General features: G+C 55.4%; 17 protein-coding genes, 3 tRNA genes, 3 rRNA genes and 1 other annotated feature. Of the genes, 14 read left to right on the forward strand and 9 right to left on the reverse strand.

The genetic code is table 11. The features are described from left to right. The first annotated feature begins 41 nt into the window (after nt 1–41). Together trmD and rplS are read left to right on the forward strand one after the other, a co-directional pair. Nucleotides 42–809, forward strand: a complete 768-nt coding sequence (gene trmD / locus SSARUM2_RS03760) for a tRNA (guanosine(37)-N1)-methyltransferase TrmD (RefSeq protein WP_047569238.1) — start codon at nt 42–44, stop codon at nt 807–809. A gap of 48 nt (nt 810–857) precedes the next feature. Beyond that, on the forward strand, nt 858–1214 hold the full coding sequence (gene rplS, locus SSARUM2_RS03765) for a 50S ribosomal protein L19 (protein ID WP_025301638.1): 357 nt from the start codon (nt 858–860) through the stop codon (nt 1212–1214). A gap of 143 nt (nt 1215–1357) precedes the next feature. Here the strand turns inward: rplS and SSARUM2_RS03770 are convergent, their stop codons facing one another. The 4 genes from SSARUM2_RS03770 to SSARUM2_RS03785 all read right to left on the reverse strand — a co-directional run bounded on the left by SSARUM2_RS03770 (nt 1358) and on the right by SSARUM2_RS03785 (nt 3384). Then, nucleotides 1358–1585 carry an ogr/Delta-like zinc finger family protein gene (locus SSARUM2_RS03770; protein WP_033637183.1) on the reverse strand — a complete coding sequence of 76 codons (228 nt, stop codon included), beginning with the start codon at nt 1583–1585 and terminating at the stop codon, nt 1358–1360. Between the two features lie 63 nt (nt 1586–1648). Further along, nucleotides 1649–2164, reverse strand: coding sequence for a lysozyme (locus SSARUM2_RS03775; protein WP_049196870.1), 516 nt, complete (start codon nt 2162–2164; stop codon nt 1649–1651). After that, nucleotides 2148–2369 carry a holin gene (locus SSARUM2_RS03780; protein WP_025301641.1) on the reverse strand — a complete coding sequence of 74 codons (222 nt, stop codon included), beginning with the start codon at nt 2367–2369 and terminating at the stop codon, nt 2148–2150. The genes SSARUM2_RS03775 and SSARUM2_RS03780 overlap by 17 nt, the downstream gene beginning before the upstream one ends. Nucleotides 2370–2619: 250 nt before the next feature. After that, the gene (locus SSARUM2_RS03785; protein WP_004932469.1) at nt 2620–3384 is read right to left on the reverse strand and encodes a DUF481 domain-containing protein; all 765 of its coding nucleotides are present in this window, start codon (nt 3382–3384) and stop codon (nt 2620–2622) included. Nucleotides 3385–3890: 506 nt separating this feature from the next. On the opposite strand from SSARUM2_RS03785, the gene SSARUM2_RS03790 reads away from it, so the two are divergent. Then, nucleotides 3891–4967 (forward strand): 3-deoxy-7-phosphoheptulonate synthase, encoded by a 1077-nt coding sequence (locus SSARUM2_RS03790; protein ID WP_060439079.1) that lies wholly within the window; start codon nt 3891–3893, stop codon nt 4965–4967. A gap of 3 nt (nt 4968–4970) precedes the next feature. Further along, the gene (gene tyrA / locus SSARUM2_RS03795; protein ID WP_060439078.1) at nt 4971–6092 is read left to right on the forward strand and encodes a bifunctional chorismate mutase/prephenate dehydrogenase; all 1122 of its coding nucleotides are present in this window, start codon (nt 4971–4973) and stop codon (nt 6090–6092) included. 58 nt (nt 6093–6150) lie between these two features. Here the strand turns inward: tyrA and pheA are convergent, their stop codons facing one another. From pheA to bamD, 4 genes are all read right to left on the reverse strand, one after another. Next, on the reverse strand, nt 6151–7308 hold the full coding sequence (gene pheA, locus SSARUM2_RS03800; protein ID WP_049196868.1) for a bifunctional chorismate mutase/prephenate dehydratase: 1158 nt from the start codon (nt 7306–7308) through the stop codon (nt 6151–6153). 42 nt (nt 7309–7350) lie between these two features. Beyond that, nucleotides 7351–7477, reverse strand: a sequence feature (Phe leader region). Beyond that, complete coding sequence (locus SSARUM2_RS03805) at nt 7429–7476, reverse strand: hypothetical protein (RefSeq protein ID WP_101428074.1); 48 nt, start codon at nt 7474–7476, stop codon at nt 7429–7431. (Overlaps the previous feature by 48 nt.) A 122-nt stretch (nt 7478–7599) precedes the next feature. Continuing rightward, nucleotides 7600–7941: a ribosome-associated translation inhibitor RaiA gene (gene raiA, locus SSARUM2_RS03810; RefSeq protein WP_004932457.1), complete on the reverse strand. Its 342-nt coding sequence runs from the start codon at nt 7939–7941 to the stop codon at nt 7600–7602. 312 nt (nt 7942–8253) lie between these two features. Further along, nucleotides 8254–8985, reverse strand: coding sequence for an outer membrane protein assembly factor BamD (gene bamD, locus SSARUM2_RS03815; protein ID WP_004932456.1), 732 nt, complete (start codon nt 8983–8985; stop codon nt 8254–8256). A gap of 131 nt (nt 8986–9116) precedes the next feature. Between bamD and rluD the strand changes: the two genes are divergently transcribed. From rluD to dkgB, 10 genes are all read left to right on the forward strand, one after another. Then, nucleotides 9117–10094, forward strand: a complete 978-nt coding sequence (rluD, locus tag SSARUM2_RS03820) for a 23S rRNA pseudouridine(1911/1915/1917) synthase RluD (protein WP_004932452.1) — start codon at nt 9117–9119, stop codon at nt 10092–10094. Next, nucleotides 10094–10825, forward strand: coding sequence for a purine nucleoside phosphorylase YfiH (gene yfiH / locus SSARUM2_RS03825; protein WP_041033370.1), 732 nt, complete (start codon nt 10094–10096; stop codon nt 10823–10825). The genes rluD and yfiH overlap by 1 nt, the downstream gene beginning before the upstream one ends. Before the next feature lie 130 nt (nt 10826–10955). Next, nucleotides 10956–13529, forward strand: coding sequence for an ATP-dependent chaperone ClpB (gene clpB / locus SSARUM2_RS03830; RefSeq protein WP_025301647.1), 2574 nt, complete (start codon nt 10956–10958; stop codon nt 13527–13529). 511 nt (nt 13530–14040) lie between these two features. Beyond that, nucleotides 14041–15582 (forward strand): 16S ribosomal RNA (locus SSARUM2_RS03835). Between the two features lie 74 nt (nt 15583–15656). Then, nucleotides 15657–15733: transfer RNA gene (locus SSARUM2_RS03840), tRNA-Ile, on the forward strand. A 38-nt stretch (nt 15734–15771) separates the two neighbouring features. Continuing rightward, a tRNA-Ala gene (locus SSARUM2_RS03845) sits at nt 15772–15847 on the forward strand. Between the two features lie 207 nt (nt 15848–16054). Continuing rightward, a 23S ribosomal RNA gene (locus SSARUM2_RS03850) occupies nt 16055–18962 on the forward strand. 103 nt (nt 18963–19065) lie between these two features. Then, nucleotides 19066–19181: ribosomal RNA gene (gene rrf / locus SSARUM2_RS03855) — 5S ribosomal RNA — on the forward strand. The 16S, 23S and 5S rRNA genes sit together here with 3 tRNA genes alongside, the layout of an rRNA operon. 94 nt (nt 19182–19275) lie before the next feature. Further along, nucleotides 19276–19352 (forward strand) — tRNA-Asp (locus tag SSARUM2_RS03860). A 212-nt stretch (nt 19353–19564) separates the two neighbouring features. Then, complete coding sequence (dkgB, locus tag SSARUM2_RS03865; protein WP_060439059.1) at nt 19565–20368, forward strand: 2,5-didehydrogluconate reductase DkgB; 804 nt, start codon at nt 19565–19567, stop codon at nt 20366–20368. Nucleotides 20369–20411: 43 nt separating this feature from the next. Here dkgB and yafC read toward each other — a convergent pair whose 3' ends face one another. Then, on the reverse strand, nt 20412–21299 hold the full coding sequence (yafC, locus tag SSARUM2_RS03870; protein WP_060427832.1) for a DNA-binding transcriptional regulator YafC: 888 nt from the start codon (nt 21297–21299) through the stop codon (nt 20412–20414). Nucleotides 21300–21411 lie beyond the last annotated feature (112 nt).

Consider the following 21411-nt stretch of genomic DNA (forward strand, 5'->3'; position numbering starts at 1 on the left):
AACGGTCGAAGCAAGTGGAATAACGGTAAGGGGATTGGCTTGTGTTCATCGGTATTGTAAGCCTGTTTCCTGAGATGTTCCGCGCTATCACCGATTACGGGGTGACTGGCCGGGCAGTAAAAAATGGCCTGCTGAGCGTGCAGTGTTGGAGTCCTCGCGACTTCACCTACGACCGGCATCGCACCGTGGACGATCGCCCTTACGGCGGCGGCCCGGGAATGCTGATGATGGTGCAACCTTTACGGGAAGCCATTCATGCGGCGAAAGCAGCGGCAGGCGAGGGAGCAAAGGTGATTTATCTGTCACCTCAGGGGCGCAAGCTGGATCAAACCGGCGTGTGCGAACTGGCGGCCAATCAGAAGATGATTCTGGTGTGCGGCCGCTACGAAGGGATAGACGAGCGCGTAATCCAAACCGAAATTGACGAAGAATGGTCAATCGGCGATTACGTTCTCAGCGGCGGGGAACTGCCGGCGATGACCCTGATTGATTCAGTCGCCCGTTTCATACCGGGTGTGCTGGGCCATCAGGCCTCAGCGGAGGAAGACTCCTTCGCCGACGGATTGCTGGACTGCCCGCACTATACCCGCCCCGAGGTGTTGGAAGGGATGGAAGTACCGCCGGTTCTGCTGTCGGGCAACCATGCCGAGATACGTCGCTGGCGCTTAAAGCAGTCGCTGGGCCGAACCTGGCTTAGAAGACCTGAACTTCTAGAAAGCCTAGCTCTGACTGACGAGCAAGCGGTGTTGCTGGCTGATTTCCAACGGGAACATCAGGCCAGGCAACAGGACTATGAAGGAAACGTCTGACATCAGACGGGACCGATATATCAGTTTACCTAGGGTAAGAGACATATTATGAGCAACATTATTAAGCAACTTGAACAAGAGCAGATGAAACAAGACGTACCTGCATTCCGTCCGGGTGATTCCGTGGAAGTGAAGGTATGGGTCGTTGAAGGTAGCAAAAAACGTCTGCAGGCATTCGAGGGCGTGGTTATCGCTATCCGTAACCGCGGTCTGCACTCTGCATTCACTGTTCGTAAGATTTCCAACGGCGAAGGTGTTGAGCGCGTATTCCAGACTCACTCCCCAGTAATCGACAGCATTGCTGTGAAACGTCGTGGTGCCGTTCGTAAAGCTAAACTGTACTACCTGCGTGAGCGTACTGGTAAGGCTGCTCGTATCAAAGAGCGTCTGAACCGCGTTGGCTAACGCTGCATCCAAAAGTTAATAGTTATCAGGGGTTGGCATTATGCCAACCCCTTTTTTTATCTGGAAAATCTATCACCTCGCATTTGCGAGACTTGGCCGCCTGGCAGCGACATTAAAAAGCCTGCATCAGCAGGCTTTTTGCATTACAGCGCGGCGGCGCTTTGTTTATGCTGACTCTCCGGCGGGTGCGGCTGCGCCGGGACAATGTCATCGCCAGGTTTGACGATCACCCGCGCGACGGACTCGTGCGTGGCGAACGTGCAGCTGCAATTGATGTTGCGGCATTGATGGTAACGCTCTTTGGTCGACTCGCTCAGATAGCGGCTGGAGCGAGTGTGGGCCACGTGACCGCATAATGGACAGTGCATCATAAGAACCCCCTTGAACAAATTAAGTGAAATTGTTGTGGCATCACCCTTCGGCGAGCGAACTCGTCATGATGAGGCAATACCCTGCAAGCACAGTGCGCGTTCCGTGGCGCGTCGCTGTTCCAGCCCTTTGTTTTTCTTTCCGTTTACGTAAATCCAGCGAGGCAACTGATCGCAGGCCTGCCGCCACTGGCGCTGTTGCAGCAGCGCGACCAGCGTAGAGTGGCAGGCTGCGCTGACGCCCACGTTGAAGGCGAAGGCGATCACCGCATCATAGGTTTGTTGCGAGAGCGTATGCGGCAGGCAAGCGGCCATGCCGCGTTCGGTGCGGCGAACATCGTCGACCAAACCCACCGCGGCTTGCCGTTCATCGATCGTCTTGCCTGGGATGACGTCGGCAGTATGCCCAATGCCCTGCGTCCACACCCCGGCGCTGCACTGGTAAGGCGACAGGCGGCAACCTTCGAGATCGGCGATCAGCCTGAGACCGGCTTCTGAGGTTTGCAGCTCGCCAAATGACGGTAACAGCACCGCGATGGCCAAAACGGCGGCGACGCTGCAGCGCTTAACGATTGCACTCATCGTAAATTTTCCTCCGTGATGCCGCATTGCGCTCAATGGCCTTCAGGATCTGCAGGCTTTTACGTCGGTAGTACCAGTTCACCAGAAACGTGCCGATGCCTACAGCCGCACCGACTAAAAAGGCAATGTCCTGCGGAGAGAGCTTGCCGAGCCAGGCGAGAAACAGGGCCATGGCGTAGGTGATGAATGAGGTGATTTTCTCCATAACTTATGCTCGCTTTTGTTTACAGCATCTCGGGAACTATGGTGGCCATCGATGCGTTACTGGTCGCTCACTATCGAAATCCATCATGCCCCGATGCTGTACAATAATTACTGTATATGCATACAGTATTAAGCTATTTGCTAAAGTCGTCAATGGGTGGGATGAATATTTTTAGCAGATTGTGCAAAAGAGGGCCGCAGGCATAAAAAAGCCCATCGATGATGGGCTTCGAGAGATTCTGGAAGGGAGATTACAGGCCGTAGACCAGCGTGACCGAGGTGGTGGTGTCGGTGTTTTTCGGTGCCGAGGCCGGCGGTTTGCTGTTGTAGGTCACGGTGTAGGCTACGCGCAGTGAGAAGCGATCGTTGATCGCCACGTTCAACGCGCTTTCCGAGTTCAGCGTGGTTTCCTCGTTCGCCAGCGCGGAAACGCCCTGAATGAACTTGGTGTTGTCGGTCAGCTGATAGGAATAGTTGGCCGCACCGTAGGCCAGCCCTTTGGTCGAGCGGCCGCCGCCGTGGTATTCGTCATGGCGCACGCCGGGACCGAATTCTACCCGCAGGTCGCTGAGCGGCCCGTTGAGGAGTTGACGGCCGTAGCCGCCCGTCAGCGTGGAGCGTGAATCGTAACCGTTGAAACGGTCGCTCAGCCAGCTGGCTTGGCCGAACAGGTAGTTGCGGTCGGTCAGGTTATAGCGCGTACGGCCACCGGCCTGGTATTTTTCGGAGGAGCGCACGTTGGAGGAGGTGGTGTTGTTGGCCGCCCCCCACAGGCTGTACGCCGCGTCGCTGTTGAACCAGGTCATGTTGGTGTTGGCCAGCAGGGTGGAACTCTGCGAGTTGCCTGACTGGGCGTTGTAGCCCGCCTGCACGTTGCCTTCAAACGGTTTCTTGGCGGTGGCCGGATCGTCCATCGCGGTGAAAAGCGTATTGTCGGCGAGAGCTGAAACACTGGTGAAAGTCGTTAAGCAGCAAATATACAGCGGAAAAGCGCGACGAGCGCGAGAAGAGAGCATTTTGGATCCAGTTGTTAAGGGTGGTTATTGTTGATGACGGTCACATTATATCGGTTCATTTCGGCGACAAAAATAGCCGCCATTAGCTTAAGTTTTTAATTTTTATTCCTTATTTATTCGCTTTTCTTCTACTGAAATTCATCGCTTTCAGCAGCGCTTCGTGCTGAGTCTGGCGGATGCCTGTCTCAGCCCATTCGTTGGCGCTGAGGTGGGGGCGCGTCTTCCTTGTAAAATCAAATGTACATTTATGTTTACGAATTCCATCTACTGCCAGGCAAGCGGGTAGAGAGGCGCTGGCAATCCTTTTGTTTGCATATCTTATTAAATTTATTGTGTTTATTTTATTTATTGAAGTGCCTTTCCCAATGGTTTTTCTTAGGGGTGATTACGGTAATTTTTTATTTACGGAAATTGGATTGAAAACTTTACATTGCGTGATAAGGTAGAGTCCTGAAACGCTCAAGGTTCCACTTCAACGCATAACGCCAAACGACAGGAATAGCATCATGCAAAAAGACGCGCTCAATAACGTACACATCAGTGCAGAACAGGTTCTCATCACGCCGGAGGAGCTGAAGAACCAGTTCCCGCTTAGCGCCGACGACGAAAATGAAATCGCCACCGCGCGTAACACCATCGCCAACATTTTGCAGGGGCGCGATCATCGCCTGTTGGTAGTGTGCGGGCCTTGTTCGATCCACGATCCGGATGCGGCGCTTGACTACGCCCGTCGTTTGAAAACCCTGGCGGCTGACTTGAGCGATCAGCTGTATATCGTTATGCGCGTCTATTTTGAAAAACCCAGAACCACTGTCGGCTGGAAAGGTTTGATCAACGATCCGTACATGGACGGTTCGTTTGACGTTGAAGCAGGCTTGCATATCGCGCGTCGCCTGTTGCTGGATCTGGTGGGCATGGGCTTGCCGTTGGCTACCGAAGCATTAGATCCGAACAGCCCGCAGTACCTGGGGGACTTGTTCAGCTGGTCGGCGATCGGTGCGCGCACCACCGAGTCGCAGACCCACCGCGAAATGGCTTCCGGCCTGTCGATGCCGGTCGGCTTCAAAAACGGCACCGACGGCAGTCTGGGCACCGCCATCAACGCCATGCGCGCCGCCGCCATGCCGCACCGTTTCGTCGGCATCAACCAGGCGGGCCAGGTTTGCCTGCTGCAGACCAAGGGCAACCCGGACGGGCATGTGATCCTGCGCGGCGGTAAAACCCCGAACTACAGCGCCGAGCACGTTGCGGCCTGTGAAAAACAGATGCTCGAGGCGGGACTCCATCCGTCCTTGATGATAGATTGCAGCCATGGCAACTCGAATAAAGACTATCGCCGTCAGCCGGCGGTGGCCGAGTCCGTGGTGGAGCAGATTAAGGCGGGCAACCGTTCGATCACCGGCATCATGCTGGAGAGCCATCTGCATGAGGGCAACCAGTCTTCCGAGCAGCCGCGTGCAGACATGCGTTACGGTGTGTCCGTCACCGACGCCTGCATCAACTGGGAAAGCACGGAAACGCTGCTGCGTCATATGCATCAGGAACTCGGCGCTGCGCTGACGGCACGCACGGGAGAAAAGTAAGTTATGGTGGCAGAACTGACCGCGTTGCGCGATCAAATTGACGAGGTGGACAAAGCGCTGCTGGATCTGCTGGCGAAACGCCTGCATCTGGTAGCGGAAGTCGGCGAGGTGAAAAGCCGCCACGGTTTGCCGGTTTATGTGCCGGAGCGCGAAGCGGCGATGCTGGCCTCGCGCCGTCAAGAGGCGGAGAACCTCGGCGTGCCGCCGGATTTGATCGAGGATGTCTTGCGCCGCGTGATGCGCGAATCGTACGTCAGCGAAAACGATAAAGGCTTTAAAACCCTGTGCCCGCAGCTGCGGCCGATCGTCATCATTGGCGGCAACGGCCAGATGGGCCGGCTGTTCAACCGGCTGCTGACGTTGTCGGGTTATCAGGTCAGGGTATTGGATCAGGAAGATTGGCCGCGGGCGGAACAGCTGTTGGCAGACGCCGGCATGGTGATCGTCAGCGTGCCGATCCATGTGACCGAACAGGTGATAAGCCGCCTGCCGCCGTTGCCCGACGACTGTATTTTGGTGGATTTGGCGTCGGTGAAGAACCGTCCGCTGCATGCGATGCTGGCGGTGCACAGTGGCCCGGTGGTGGGGTTGCACCCGATGTTCGGCCCGGACGTGGGCAGCGTGGCGAAGCAGGTCGTGGTCTATTGCGACGGGCGCCGGCCAGAGGCTTACCAGTGGTTGCTTGAACAGCTGCAGGTGTGGGGGGCGCGGCTGCACCGCATCAGTGCGGTCGAACACGATCAGAACATGGCGTTTATTCAGGCGCTGCGGCACTTTGCCACCTTCGCCTACGGGTTGCATCTGGCGGAAGAGAACGTGCAACTGGAGCAGTTGCTGGCGCTCTCTTCGCCGATCTACCGGCTGGAGCTGGCGATGGTTGGCCGCCTGTTTGCGCAGGATCCGCAGCTGTACGCCGACATTATCATGTCGTCGGAGGAAAACGTGGCGTTGATCAAACGCTACTACCAGCGCTTCGGCGAGGCGATCAAGCTGTTGGAGCACGGCGACAAACAGGCGTTTATCGATAGCTTCCGCAAGGTGGAGCACTGGTTTGGCGATTACGCCCAGCGCTTCCTGGTGGAAAGCCGCACGCTGTTGCGGCAGGCTAACGACAGCCGGCAGTAAAATACCGGCGGTAAATAAAAATGAAGGGTTCGGCTTGGCCGAACCTTTTTTTATCGCGTCAGGATGGGTTGACCGGCACCACGGTGTCGCTGGGATAACAGCCCAGCACCTTCAGCGAGCGGGTGATGGGCGCCAGATCGCGCAGCGCTTTTTGCATTGCGTCGCCACGCAGGTTGGCCTGTACATCAATATAAAACATCTCTTCCCACGGATTGCCGTTGATCGGGCGTGACTCCAGTTTGGTCATGATGATGCCGTTGTCGCGCAATACCAGCAGCGCTTCGACCAGCGCGCCGGATTGCTGGCCGGTCGCCATGATCAGCGTGGTTTTGGCCGGCACCTGTTCGGAGACGTCGATCGCTTTACGCGCCAGGACGATAAAGCGGGTGATGTTCTGCTGTTGATTGGCGAGGTTGTGTTCCAGCACTTGCAGCCCGTAGAGCGCGCCGCCGGCCTCGCTGCCCAGCGCCGCCACCTTCGGCGAATTCAATTTGGCGACTTTCTCCATTGCGGCGGCCGTGCTTTCAGTGTATTCGATTTTCCAGTGCGGGAATCGATTCAGGAACTGGCTGCACTGCTGGAACGGCTGCGGGTGGCTGTAGACGGTTTCAATCTGGCTCAAATCGCTGTCGCCGGCCACCAGAACACAGTGGTTGATAGGGTTGGTCAGTTCGCCGACGATCGACAGACTGGTGTGTTGCAGCAGGTCGTACACCTCATTAATCGAGCCGGAGCTGGTGTTCTCGATCGGCAGAATGGCGTAGTCCGCCTGGCCGGTTTCCACCTGGGCGAAGATATCCTGAAACTTCTGGCAGCCACATTCGATCAACCGATCGAAATGGCGGGCGGCGTATTGGCGCGCCGCCAGATGTGAATAAGAGCCTTTCGGGCCGAGAAAGGCGATGCGGGCGGAGTGTTGGCTGACGGGATTGAGCTGGTGCTGCAGCAGCGCCTGCTGGGTCAGGACGGAGTCTTCAATGATCAGTTGGAACAGGCGGGTGACGTAGAAACCGTCCAGGTCGTAAGGCTTGGCGGCGGCGATCAGCGCATCCAGCAGATCGCGCTCGCGCTCTTTGTCGCGGATCGGACGGTGAGAGTGCAGTTTGGTCTTGCCGACTTCGATCGCCAGTTCACGGCGTTCCGCCAGCAGGGCCAACAATTTCAAATCCAGTGCGCTGATGCGCTCGCGCAGCACCAATAACGGGTTGTCAGTCATAATCAGCTTCCGCCTTCAGTTCTTATTCGTTGTATAACAGCCATAAAAAAAGCCTCCTGTTTCCAGGAGGCCTTGTTGTTCGTCTTCGCATTCTTTCTCACACGACGAAACGCCTCCCAGTCAGGGGAAGGTAAAAAAGAATGCGAAGAAAAACGGTGTGCGTGGCATGGTTTACCTAAGGTTAATGCGAACAGGTTTTAAAGTAACCGCTGGCTTTTACCCCGTCAACAAAAATACCCGACAAAAAACGCGCCCTCGGGCGCGTTTGATGCGGCAACCGCAGTCGGACGGTTATTCCTGTTCCTGCGTCACTTCCGGCACGATGTCTTTCACGCTGGCATTGCAGCGGCGCGCTTCGCCTTTGTGCTGCACCTTGTTCAACTGGCGCTCCAGCTTGGCGATCAGCTCGTTAACGGCGGTATACATGTCATCATGTTTGGCGCTGGCGACCAGCGGGCCGTTCGGCGTGGTAATGGTAGCGTCGGCGACAAACCCCTGCGGTTCTTTGGATAAGACGATATGCGGGTTTATCAGCTGGGTCTGCCATTTTTCCAGTTTGGTGAGACGGTCTTCGACGTGATTGCGGATTGCGGGAGTGATATCCATTTGTTTGCTGGTAATGTTCAATGTCATATAACTTACCTCTCTGTCTTTCCGTCTTGGTGAACCCAGCATACCCCGCTTTTTGTTTAAATGCGTGATGTAAATCACGATTTTTTGTCACTTTTTGCAAAGTTAGTTCAATCTGTGATTCAGCATTTGAATTGGTTATCTAATGCTTGAGAGTTGCCGCCGGATGGCGCATTATCGATGAGTTGACCGGTGAGGAGCGCTAGCTAACACCGTGTTTTTACTTGTGTATTCTTCCAGTGAAAACCAGGTCCACGCCAATGAAAACGGCAGCCGAGGCTGCCGTTTTGTTTTTTTGCCGTTGCCGACGCGCGCTTATTGCGGGTTGGCGGCGATCACTTTGGCCACTTTGTCAGCCTGGCCGTTCAGCTGCAGCTGCTTGTAGGCATTTTCCATCAGCGGCAACACGTCGTGCGTCGCTTTGGTATCCGGGAATTCACGCAACATCTGCTCGGCGCGATTAACGACCGCGACGTAAGCACCGCGTTTAGTGTAGTATTCCGCCACCGAAAGCTCATACTTGGCCAAGCGGTCTTTCAGATACACCAAACGCTTGTTGGCGTCGGTCGCGTATTGGCTGTTCGGGTATTGCTGAATCAACTGGCTGAAGTCGCGGAACGCAGCGCGAGCGTGCTGAGGATCGCGGTCCGAACGGTCAACCCCGAAGAAGCCCTGCAGCGCGCTGTCATCGAGCGCCATGTCGGTCAGACCGCGCATGTACATCACGTAATCGATGTTCGGGTGCGTCGGGTTCAGGCGCATGAAGCGATCGATGGATGCCTGCGCCATCGGCAAGTCGGCGGCCTTATAGTAGGCGTAAATCAAATCCAGCTGGACCTGCTGGGAATACGGCCCGAAAGGATAGCGGTTATCTAACGCTTCGAGTTGCGTAATCGCGCCCTTGAAGTTACCGTCCTGCAGCTTTTGCTGCGCGGTGGCATAGATTTCCGAAGGTGGGTTGTCGGGAACCGCATCCTTGGATGTGGAGCAACCTGCCAGCGCCAGGCTCAACGTGGCTGCCGCCACCAGATATTTCATACGCGTCATGACGTTTTGATTATCCTCAGGGTGTTATTCCGGGAGACTGTCCGTTAAGCTCCCGACAAAGACCAGGTACAATAGCACATTATATTAAACGGCATCGCCGTGAAAACCCAACGTTAACGAAGAAGCTGCATATGGCACAACAAGTACAACTCACCGCAACGGTGGCCGAATCTCAACTCGGACAACGTTTAGATCAGGCTTTGGCCGAATTGTTCCCTGATTATTCACGATCTCGCATAAAAGAGTGGATCCTGGGCGATCGGGTGAAGGTCAATGGCAAAACGTCAAACAAACCGAAAGAGAAGGTGCTGGGCGGAGAGACGGTCGCCATCGATGCACAGATAGAAGAAGAGGCGCGTTGGGAGCCGCAGGATATCGCGTTGGATATCGTCTATGAAGACAGCGACATCCTGGTGATCAACAAGCCGCGCGATTTGGTGGTGCACCCTGGCGCCGGTAACCCGGACGGCACGGTGCTCAATGCGCTGCTGCATCACTACCCGGAAATCGCCGACGTGCCGCGCGCCGGCATCGTGCACCGTCTGGATAAAGACACCACCGGCCTGATGGTGGTGGCGAAAACCGTGCCGGCGCAAACCCGGCTGGTGGAAGCGCTGCAGGCGCGTGAAATCACCCGCGAATACGAAGCGGTGGCGATTGGCACCATGACCGCCGGCGGCACGGTAGAAGAGCCCATAGCGCGCCATTCCACCAAGCGTACCCACATGGCGGTGCACCCGATGGGTAAACCGGCGGTGACGCACTACCGCATCATGGAACACTTCCGCGCGCACACCCGTCTGCGTCTGCGCCTGGAAACCGGCCGTACTCACCAGATCCGCGTGCACATGGCTTACATCAGCCATCCGCTGGTGGGCGATCCGCTGTACGGCGGCCGTCCACGTCCGCCGAAGGGGGCTTCGGAAGCTTTCATCAACACGCTGCGCGGTTTTGACCGTCAGGCGTTGCACGCCACCATGCTGCGTTTGTACCATCCGATCAGCGGCATCCAGATGGAGTGGCATGCGCCGCTGCCGCAGGACATGGTCGATCTGATTAACGCGCTGAAGGCGGATACCGAAGAATTCAAAGATCAGATGGACTGGTAATGAACTCGCTCATTCTGCCCGACTGGCCATTGCCTCCCGGCGTTAAGGCCTGCAGCACCACGCGCGGCGGCGGCGTCAGCCTGCCGCCTTATGACTCGCTGAACCTCGGCGCCCACGTCGGTGACGAGGAGCAAGCGGTGAAGCGCAATCGGGAACGGTTGGTTACCGTCGCCGGCTTGCCGCAGATGCCGGTGTGGCTCGAGCAGATACATGGCACCCGTGTGGTGACGTTGGCGGGGCAAGCGCCCGCCGATCTGCGGGCGGATGCGGTTTACAGCAACGTGCCGGGGCAGGTGTGTGCCGTGATGACGGCGGATTGTCTGCCGGTGCTGTTCTGTTCGCAGCACGGCGATGAAGTGGCCGCCGCTCACGCCGGCTGGCGTGGGTTATGCCATGGCGTGCTGGAGCAAACCGTGGCGGCGTTCAGCGCCGCGCCGAGCCAGATCAGCGCCTGGCTGGGGCCGGCGATCGGCCCGCAGCAGTTTGAGGTCGGGCCGGAGGTGCGCGCTGCCTTTATCGCGGAAGACGCCGAAGCCGCGGCGGCGTTTACGCCGCACGGCGATAAGTTTTTGGCTAATATCTACTTGCTGGCTCGCCAACGTTTGTTGCGGGCAGGCGTGCAGGCCATCTACGGCGGCGACCGCTGCACGGTTAACGAAAAGAGTCATTTTTTCTCCTATCGACGCGATGGAATAACCGGACGTATGGCAAGTTTAATCTGGCTGATATAACCTATTGAATTAGGACGATCCAACGACGCATGGCGTTGTACCGAAAATTTAGCGTCGAGATAACCTTGAAAATTTGAGGGATGACCTCATTTAATCTCCAGTAGCAATTTCGACCCATCTTGGAGGTGTTATGCGTCTGGATCGTCTTACCAACAAATTCCAGCTTGCCCTCGCCGATGCCCAGTCACTAGCCCTTGGGCACGACAACCAGTTTATTGAACCGCTACATCTGATGAGCGCCCTGCTCAATCAGGAAGGGGGCACGGTTCGTCCACTATTAACTTCCGCAGGTATCGATGCCGGGCGCGTACGCACCGAGATCGAACAGGCGCTGTCCCGTTTACCGCAGGTAGAAGGTACCGGTGGCGACGTTCAACCGTCCCACGAGTTGGTGCGCGTCCTGAACCTGTGCGACAAGCTGGCACAGAAGCGTGCGGATAAATTCATTTCTTCCGAGCTGTTTGTGCTGGCGGTGCTGGAAGACCGCGGCTCGTTGACCGACTTGTTGAAAGCGGCCGGCGCAACGGCCGACAAAATCAGCAAAGCCATTGAACAAATGAGAGGCGGTGACAGCGTGGAAGATCAAGGCGCCGAAGACCAACGGCAAGCATTGAAGAAATACACGATCGATCTGACCGAACGCGCCGAGCAGGGCAAACTTGACCCGGTGATCGGCCGTGACGAAGAGATCCGCCGCACCATTCAGGTGCTGCAACGCCGTACCAAAAACAACCCGGTGCTGATCGGCGAACCTGGCGTGGGTAAAACCGCCATCGTCGAAGGCCTGGCGCAGCGCATCATCAACGGCGAAGTGCCGGAAGGGCTGAAGCACAAGCGCGTATTGTCCCTCGATATGGGCGCTTTGATCGCCGGCGCCAAATACCGCGGCGAGTTTGAAGAGCGTCTGAAAGGTGTGCTCAACGATCTGGCCAAGCAGGAAGGCAGCGTCATCCTGTTTATCGACGAACTGCACACCATGGTCGGCGCCGGTAAGGCGGATGGCGCGATGGATGCGGGCAACATGCTCAAGCCGGCGCTGGCGCGCGGCGAACTGCACTGCGTCGGTGCCACCACGCTGGATGAGTACCGCCAATATATAGAGAAGGATGCGGCGCTCGAACGTCGTTTCCAGAAAGTGTATGTGGCGGAGCCGAGCGTGGAAGACACCATCGCTATCCTGCGCGGCTTGAAAGAGCGTTACGAACTGCACCACCACGTGCAGATCACCGACCCGGCCATCGTGGCGGCGGCAACGCTTTCTCACCGTTATATCGCCGATCGTCAATTGCCGGACAAGGCTATCGACCTGATCGACGAAGCGGCGTCCAGCATTCGCATGCAGATGGATTCCAAGCCGGAATCGCTCGACAGGCTTGAACGCCGCATCATTCAGTTGAAGCTGGAACAGCAGGCGCTGAATAAAGAGTCTGACGACGCCAGCAAGAAACGCCTGGACATGCTCAGCGATGAGCTGGGGCAGAAAGAGCGAGAATATTCGGAGCTGGAAGAAGAGTGGAAAGCGGAAAAAGCCTCGCTCTCCGGCACCCAGAACATCAAGGCTGAACTCGAGCAGGCCAAAATCACCCTGGAGCAGGCGCGCCGCGTCGGCGATCTGGGGCGGATGTCGGAACTGCAATACGGCAAAATCCCTGAGCTGGAGAAACAGCTCGCCGCCGCCACGCAGGCTGAAGGCAAAAGCATGAAACTGCTGCGCAATCGGGTGACCGATGCGGAGATTGCCGAAGTGCTGGCGCGTGCCACCGGCATCCCGGTGGCCAGAATGCTGGAAGGCGAACGCGACAAACTGCTGCGCCTGGAGCAAGAGCTGCATTCGCGGGTGATCGGCCAGGACGAAGCGGTCAGCGCGGTCTCTAATGCTATCCGCCGCAGCCGCGCCGGGTTGTCCGATCCTAACCGGCCGATCGGTTCGTTCCTGTTCCTCGGCCCGACCGGGGTGGGGAAAACCGAGCTCTGCAAGGCGCTGGCTTCGTTCCTGTTCGACAGCGACGACGCCATGGTGCGTATCGACATGTCTGAGTTTATGGAGAAACACTCCGTTTCGCGTCTGGTCGGCGCGCCTCCGGGCTATGTGGGTTATGAAGAGGGCGGCTATCTGACGGAAGCCGTGCGCCGCCGGCCTTACTCGGTGATTCTGCTGGATGAAGTCGAGAAAGCGCACCCGGACGTATTCAACATTCTGCTGCAGGTGTTGGATGACGGCCGACTGACCGATGGCCAGGGCCGTACCGTCGATTTCCGCAATACCGTGGTGATCATGACTTCCAACCTGGGTTCCGATCTGATCCAGGAGCACTTCGGTCAGATGAACTACGCGCAGATGAAAGAGTCGGTGATGGAGATGGTGAGTCACCACTTCCGTCCTGAGTTCATCAACCGTATCGACGAAGTGGTGGTGTTCCATCCGCTGGGCGAGAAACACATTGCTGCAATCGCCAAAATTCAGCTGTCGCGTTTGTACAAACGTTTGGAAGAACGCGGTTACGAAGTGACCATGACCGAACCGGCCCTGGCTTTGTTGAGCAAAACCGGTTACGACCCTGTGTATGGTGCGCGTCCGTTGAAACGCGCGATTCAGCAGGAGATCGAGAACCCGCTGGCGCAGCAAATCCTGTCCGGCAAGCTGATTCCCGGCAAGCTGGTGACGCTGGATGTGGAAAACGACCATATCGTTGCACGCCAATAACGGCAACTAAGCGTCATGAAGATGAAAGGGAGCGGGTGACCGCTCCCTTTTCTTTATCTTCATTTGTCTCTATTTACAGGGTTTGCCGCTATTGCTGCGCTAAAACCGGTGTTTTTTGACTAATAAACATCCTAAAAAGGCATTTTGGGCGATTATTTGAGCGCTTGAAAAGTTTTTTGCATTTAGGGGTTGCGGCCTGCCGAGAACTCCCTATAATGCGCCTCCACTGACCGGGAACAACGACTGACAAGCCGCCGGGTCAGCGAGAAGACAGCGAAATAAACGCTTGACTCTCCGGGCTAAAAGCGTAATATACGCAGCCCGCGCCGATGAGTTTCTCGGCACTGCTCTTTAACAATTTATCAGACAATCTGTGTGGGCACTCCACAAGACGATATCCAGCATCTTCGGATGCAAAAAAATATCAAGTCTTGAAGAGTGACTAACTGAAGTAAAATTCATGCAGTAAATCTTTGAGCATCGCTTCTCGAGTGGAAGCACATCAAGCTTTTAATTGAAGAGTTTGATCATGGCTCAGATTGAACGCTGGCGGCAGGCTTAACACATGCAAGTCGAGCGGTAGCACAAGGGAGCTTGCTCCCCGGGTGACGAGCGGCGGACGGGTGAGTAATGTCTGGGAAACTGCCTGATGGAGGGGGATAACTACTGGAAACGGTAGCTAATACCGCATAACGTCGCAAGACCAAAGAGGGGGACCTTCGGGCCTCTTGCCATCAGATGTGCCCAGATGGGATTAGCTAGTAGGTGGGGTAATGGCTCACCTAGGCGACGATCCCTAGCTGGTCTGAGAGGATGACCAGCCACACTGGAACTGAGACACGGTCCAGACTCCTACGGGAGGCAGCAGTGGGGAATATTGCACAATGGGCGCAAGCCTGATGCAGCCATGCCGCGTGTGTGAAGAAGGCCTTCGGGTTGTAAAGCACTTTCAGCGAGGAGGAAGGTGGTGAACTTAATACGTTCATCAATTGACGTTACTCGCAGAAGAAGCACCGGCTAACTCCGTGCCAGCAGCCGCGGTAATACGGAGGGTGCAAGCGTTAATCGGAATTACTGGGCGTAAAGCGCACGCAGGCGGTTTGTTAAGTCAGATGTGAAATCCCCGGGCTCAACCTGGGAACTGCATTTGAAACTGGCAAGCTAGAGTCTCGTAGAGGGGGGTAGAATTCCAGGTGTAGCGGTGAAATGCGTAGAGATCTGGAGGAATACCGGTGGCGAAGGCGGCCCCCTGGACGAAGACTGACGCTCAGGTGCGAAAGCGTGGGGAGCAAACAGGATTAGATACCCTGGTAGTCCACGCTGTAAACGATGTCGATTTGGAGGTTGTGCCCTTGAGGCGTGGCTTCCGGAGCTAACGCGTTAAATCGACCGCCTGGGGAGTACGGCCGCAAGGTTAAAACTCAAATGAATTGACGGGGGCCCGCACAAGCGGTGGAGCATGTGGTTTAATTCGATGCAACGCGAAGAACCTTACCTACTCTTGACATCCAGAGAACTTTCCAGAGATGGATTGGTGCCTTCGGGAACTCTGAGACAGGTGCTGCATGGCTGTCGTCAGCTCGTGTTGTGAAATGTTGGGTTAAGTCCCGCAACGAGCGCAACCCTTATCCTTTGTTGCCAGCGGTTCGGCCGGGAACTCAAAGGAGACTGCCAGTGATAAACTGGAGGAAGGTGGGGATGACGTCAAGTCATCATGGCCCTTACGAGTAGGGCTACACACGTGCTACAATGGCATATACAAAGAGAAGCGACCTCGCGAGAGCAAGCGGACCTCATAAAGTATGTCGTAGTCCGGATTGGAGTCTGCAACTCGACTCCATGAAGTCGGAATCGCTAGTAATCGTAGATCAGAATGCTACGGTGAATACGTTCCCGGGCCTTGTACACACCGCCCGTCACACCATGGGAGTGGGTTGCAAAAGAAGTAGGTAGCTTAACCTTCGGGAGGGCGCTTACCACTTTGTGATTCATGACTGGGGTGAAGTCGTAACAAGGTAACCGTAGGGGAACCTGCGGTTGGATCACCTCCTTACCTAAAGATATTAGTTCGCGTGGCGTGCTCACACAGATTGTCTGATAGAAAGTAACGAGCAGAAATACCTTTATAGGCTTGTAGCTCAGGTGGTTAGAGCGCACCCCTGATAAGGGTGAGGTCGGTGGTTCAAGTCCACTCAGGCCTACCACTTCTCGGAAGTGGAAAAGGTACTGCGCGTGACTGTATGGGGCTATAGCTCAGCTGGGAGAGCGCCTGCCTTGCACGCAGGAGGTCAGCGGTTCGATCCCGCTTAGCTCCACCATATAGTCCGGTATTTCACTACTTCAGAGTATATTGGCAACAGTATGCTGCGAAGTATTTTGCTCTTTAACAATCTGGAACAAGCTGAAAATTGAAACATGACGGCTGAAATTCATTCCTCCGTAGAAGTACCGGAGTGAAGAGTAACCTGTCATAGAGTCTCTCAAATGTTTGCAGCGCGAACGATGGAAACATCTTCGGGTTGTGAGGTTAAGTGACTAAGCGTACACGGTGGATGCCTAGGCAGTCAGAGGCGATGAAGGGCGTGCTAATCTGCGAAAAGCGTCGGTAAGGTGATATGAACCGTTACAACCGGCGATACCCGAATGGGGAAACCCAGTGTGTTTCGACACACTATCATGTCATGAATACATAGTGGCATGAGGCGAACCGGGGGAACTGAAACATCTAAGTACCCCGAGGAAAAGAAATCAACCGAGATTCCCCCAGTAGCGGCGAGCGAACGGGGAGGAGCCCAGAACCTGAATCGGCTTGTGTGTTAGTGGAAGCGTCTGGAAAGTCGCGCAGCAAAGGGTGATAGCCCCGTACACTAAAATGCACAGGTCGTGAGTTCGATGAGTAGGGCGGGACACGTGACATCCTGTCTGAATATGGGGGGACCATCCTCCAAGGCTAAATACTCCTGACTGACCGATAGTGAACCAGTACCGTGAGGGAAAGGCGAAAAGAACCCCGGCGAGGGGAGTGAAATAGAACCTGAAACCGTGTACGTACAAGCAGTGGGAGCACCTTCGTGGTGTGACTGCGTACCTTTTGTATAATGGGTCAGCGACTTATATTTTGTAGCAAGGTTAACCGTATAGGGGAGCCGTAGGGAAACCGAGTCTTAACTGGGCGATTAGTTGCAAGGTATAGACCCGAAACCCGGTGATCTAGCCATGGGCAGGTTGAAGGTTGGGTAACACTAACTGGAGGACCGAACCGACTAATGTTGAAAAATTAGCGGATGACTTGTGGCTGGGGGTGAAAGGCCAATCAAACCGGGAGATAGCTGGTTCTCCCCGAAAGCTATTTAGGTAGCGCCTCGTGAACTCATCTTCGGGGGTAGAGCACTGTTTCGGCTAGGGGGCCATCCCGGCTTACCAAACCGATGCAAACTCCGAATACCGAAGAATGTTATCACGGGAGACACACGGCGGGTGCTAACGTCCGTCGTGAAGAGGGAAACAACCCAGACCGCCAGCTAAGGTCCCAAAGTCATGGTTAAGTGGGAAACGATGTGGGAAGGCATAGACAGCCAGGATGTTGGCTTAGAAGCAGCCATCATTTAAAGAAAGCGTAATAGCTCACTGGTCGAGTCGGCCTGCGCGGAAGATGTAACGGGGCTAAACCATGCACCGAAGCTGCGGCAGCGACGCTTAGGCGTTGTTGGGTAGGGGAGCGTTCTGTAAGCCGTTGAAGGTGGCCTGTGAGGGTTGCTGGAGGTATCAGAAGTGCGAATGCTGACATAAGTAACGATAAAGCGGGTGAAAAGCCCGCTCGCCGGAAGACCAAGGGTTCCTGTCCAACGTTAATCGGGGCAGGGTGAGTCGACCCCTAAGGCGAGGCTGAAAAGCGTAGTCGATGGGAAACAGGTTAATATTCCTGTACTTGGTGTTACTGCGAAGGGGGGACGGAGAAGGCTAGGCTGGCCGGGCGACGGTTGTCCCGGTTTAAGCGTGTAGGGGGTGTGACCTGGTAAATCCGGTTGCATACTAACCCTGAGGCGTGATGACGATGCACTACGGTGCAGAAGTAGTTGATGCCCTGCTTCCAGGAAAATCCTCTAAGCTCCAGGTAACATTAAATCGTACCCCAAACCGACACAGGTGGTCAGGTAGAGAATACCAAGGCGCTTGAGAGAACTCGGGTGAAGGAACTAGGCAAAATGGTGCCGTAACTTCGGGAGAAGGCACGCTGGCATGTAGGTGAAGTCCCTTGCGGATGGAGCTGAAGCCAGTCGAAGATACCAGCTGGCTGCAACTGTTTAATAAAAACACAGCACTGTGCAAACACGAAAGTGGACGTATACGGTGTGACGCCTGCCCGGTGCTGGAAGGTTAATTGATGGGGTCAGCCGCAAGGCGAAGCTCTTGATCGAAGCCCCAGTAAACGGCGGCCGTAACTATAACGGTCCTAAGGTAGCGAAATTCCTTGTCGGGTAAGTTCCGACCTGCACGAATGGCGTAATGATGGCCAGGCTGTCTCCACCCGAGACTCAGTGAAATTGAACTCGCTGTGAAGATGCAGTGTACCCGCGGCAAGACGGAAAGACCCCGTGAACCTTTACTATAGCTTGACACTGAACATTGAGCCTTGATGTGTAGGATAGGTGGGAGGCTTTGAAGCGTGGACGCCAGTCTGCGTGGAGCCATCCTTGAAATACCACCCTTTAATGTTTGATGTTCTAACTCGGCCCCATAATCTGGGGTGAGGACAGTGTCTGGTGGGTAGTTTGACTGGGGCGGTCTCCTCCCAAAGAGTAACGGAGGAGCACGAAGGTTAGCTAATCACGGTCGGACATCGTGAGGTTAGTGCAAAGGCATAAGCTAGCTTGACTGCGAGAGTGACGGCTCGAGCAGGTACGAAAGTAGGTCTTAGTGATCCGGTGGTTCTGAATGGAAGGGCCATCGCTCAACGGATAAAAGGTACTCCGGGGATAACAGGCTGATACCGCCCAAGAGTTCATATCGACGGCGGTGTTTGGCACCTCGATGTCGGCTCATCACATCCTGGGGCTGAAGTAGGTCCCAAGGGTATGGCTGTTCGCCATTTAAAGTGGTACGCGAGCTGGGTTTAGAACGTCGTGAGACAGTTCGGTCCCTATCTGCCGTGGGCGTTGGAAGATTGAGAGGGGTTGCTCCTAGTACGAGAGGACCGGAGTGAACGCACCACTGGTGTTCGGGTTGTCATGCCAATGGCATTGCCCGGTAGCTAAGTGCGGAAAAGATAAGCGCTGAAAGCATCTAAGCGCGAAACTTGCCTCAAGATGAGTCTTCCCTGGGCCTTTAAGGCCCCTGAAGGAACGTTTAAGACTAAGACGTTGATAGGCTGGGTGTGTAAGTGCAGCGATGCATTGAGCTAACCAGTACTAATGATCCGTGAGGCTTAACCTTACAACACCGAAGGTGTTTTAGAGACGAAGAGATTTTCAGCGAAGTTCCGAGATTGGTTCTGATGGCGACACGAGAGTGAAGCGGTTGGAATGAAACGAATTTGCCTGGCGGCAATAGCGCGGTGGTCCCACCTGACCCCATGCCGAACTCAGAAGTGAAACGCCGTAGCGCCGATGGTAGTGTGGGGTCTCCCCATGCGAGAGTAGGACACTGCCAGGCATCAAATAAACGTTATCAGCGTGACGACTGGTAATGCGCAAATCGCAGAGCGCGATATTGCCGGCATCGAGAGATGCGACGTAAAAGAATCGGTGGAGCGGTAGTTCAGTTGGTTAGAATACCTGCCTGTCACGCAGGGGGTCGCGGGTTCGAGCCCCGTCCGTTCCGCCACTTAATTGATAAGCCCTGAGTCTCTGACTCAGGGCTTTTTCATATGCAAAATTCATAAAACCTCGCCGAATTTGTCGCCGTTCCTGCCGCTTTCCTCAATATTGTTGCCTGTTGATCAAAAGTCTTATGCCGAACCTGGCGTTTTTGCTCACTAAAAATATTGCCATACTCTCTCGCATCGCTATTTATCCACTAATGAGAGAGCAAATATTGTGAGCATCCCTGCATTTGGTTTAGGTACTTTTCGCCTTCAGGATCAGGTCGTTATCGACTCTGTGAGCACGGCACTGGAATTGGGCTATCGGGCTATCGATACCGCACAGATCTATGAAAACGAAGCGGCCGTCGGCCAGGCTATCGCCGCTAGCGGTGTGCCGCGTGACGAGTTGTTCATCACAACCAAGATCTGGATCGCGAATCTGGCTAAGGGCGCCTTAATTCCCAGTCTGCGAGACAGCTTGGCCAAGCTGCAGACCCCGTATGTCGATCTGACGCTGATTCACTGGCCATCGCCAAATGATGAGGTGCCTGTCGCAGAGTTTATGGCTGAACTGCTGGAAGCCAAGCGATTGGGGCTGACCCGTCAGATTGGTATATCTAACTTCACCATCGATCTGATGCAGCAGGCGATTGATGCGGTTGGCGCCGATCAGATTGCGACTAATCAGATCGAACTGTCACCGTTCTTGCAGAATGAAAAAGTGGTGGCGTTCGCACGGAAACATGGTATCGCCATCACCTCTTATATGACGCTGGCGTATGGCAAAGCGTTGCAGGATGAGACGATCAAAAGCATTGCCGCCCGTCACAATGCGACGCCGGCACAGGTGGTTCTGGCCTGGGCGTTGAAGCTGGGCTACGCGGTGATCCCTTCTTCGACCAAGCGCGAAAACCTGGAAAGCAACCTGTTAGCGCAGCAACTGACGCTGAGTGACGAAGATATGGCGCAGATTGCGGCGCTTGAAAGCAACGGCCGATTGGTCAGCCCGGAAGGCCTGGCACCCAACTGGGACTAATCTTCAGATATGAAGACCTCAGGCGCCCCAAGAGGGCGCCTTTTTATCGCTTTAGCCGTTCGCTGATAAAATCGATAAAGCTGCGCAGGCGATTACTGACAGCGCTATCGCTGTAGTACACCGCGTTGATCGGCATTTCGAGTGGCAGCGTGTCTCCTACCAGAAGGGGAACCAGGTTCCCGCGTTTGACGTCTTCATCACTCATAAAGTCCGACAGGCAGGCGATGCCGTTGCCGTGCAGGCACAGGTGGCGCTGGGTTTCGCCGCTGTTGGTGGTCAGCCCCGGAACGATCTCCAGTTGTCGACCATCGGCACAGGTCAGCGGCCAGCGGTTCAGGCTGGGCAGATCGTTAAAGCCGATGCAGCAATGGTGCTCCAGGTCGGCTACCGTCTTTGGCGCGCCATATTGCGCCAGGTAGGCGGGGGAGGCCAGGATGCGTCGATAGCTGGCCATCAGCTTGCGCGCTTTCAGCGTAGAGTCCGTCAGCTCGCCGACGCGGATTGCGATATCCACTTTTCGTTCGATCAAATTGATGAAGTTTTCCGAAGAGACCAGCGACAGGGACATTTCCGGATAGCGTTCACGAAACTCGGCGACCAGCGGCGTCAACAGATGCAAGACGACCGGCGTTGCGGCATCGACGCGCAGCAGCCCCTGCGGGCGTTGACGGCTTTCCATCAACGCATTTTCCGCTGCGGCCATATCGCTCAATACTTTCTGCACCTGCCGAAAGTAGTTTTCGCCTTCTTGGGTCAGACTGATTTGGCGTGTCGTGCGGTTGAGCAGGGTTACCCCCAGCTTGCTCTCCAGCTTTTTTACCGTTCGACTGACCACGGAGTTGGCCTGCTGCAGGCGCTCCGCCGCCCGGCTGAAGCTGCCGCTTTCCACTACGGTGACGAAGGTGATAAGCTCGTCCGAATTCGCTTTCATTTTTGCTCCAAAGGCAAACTCTGTTCTAAATTTTTAGCGATTTCGTCATTTAAACACGTCGGAGCATCGTCGTCACCCACAGGAATCTGATTGCGCATATTCCTGTTTCTCC

This window comes from Serratia sp. K-E0102 (assembly GCF_029962625.1).
Classification (GTDB): Bacteria; Pseudomonadota; Gammaproteobacteria; order Enterobacterales; family Enterobacteriaceae; genus Serratia; species Serratia sarumanii.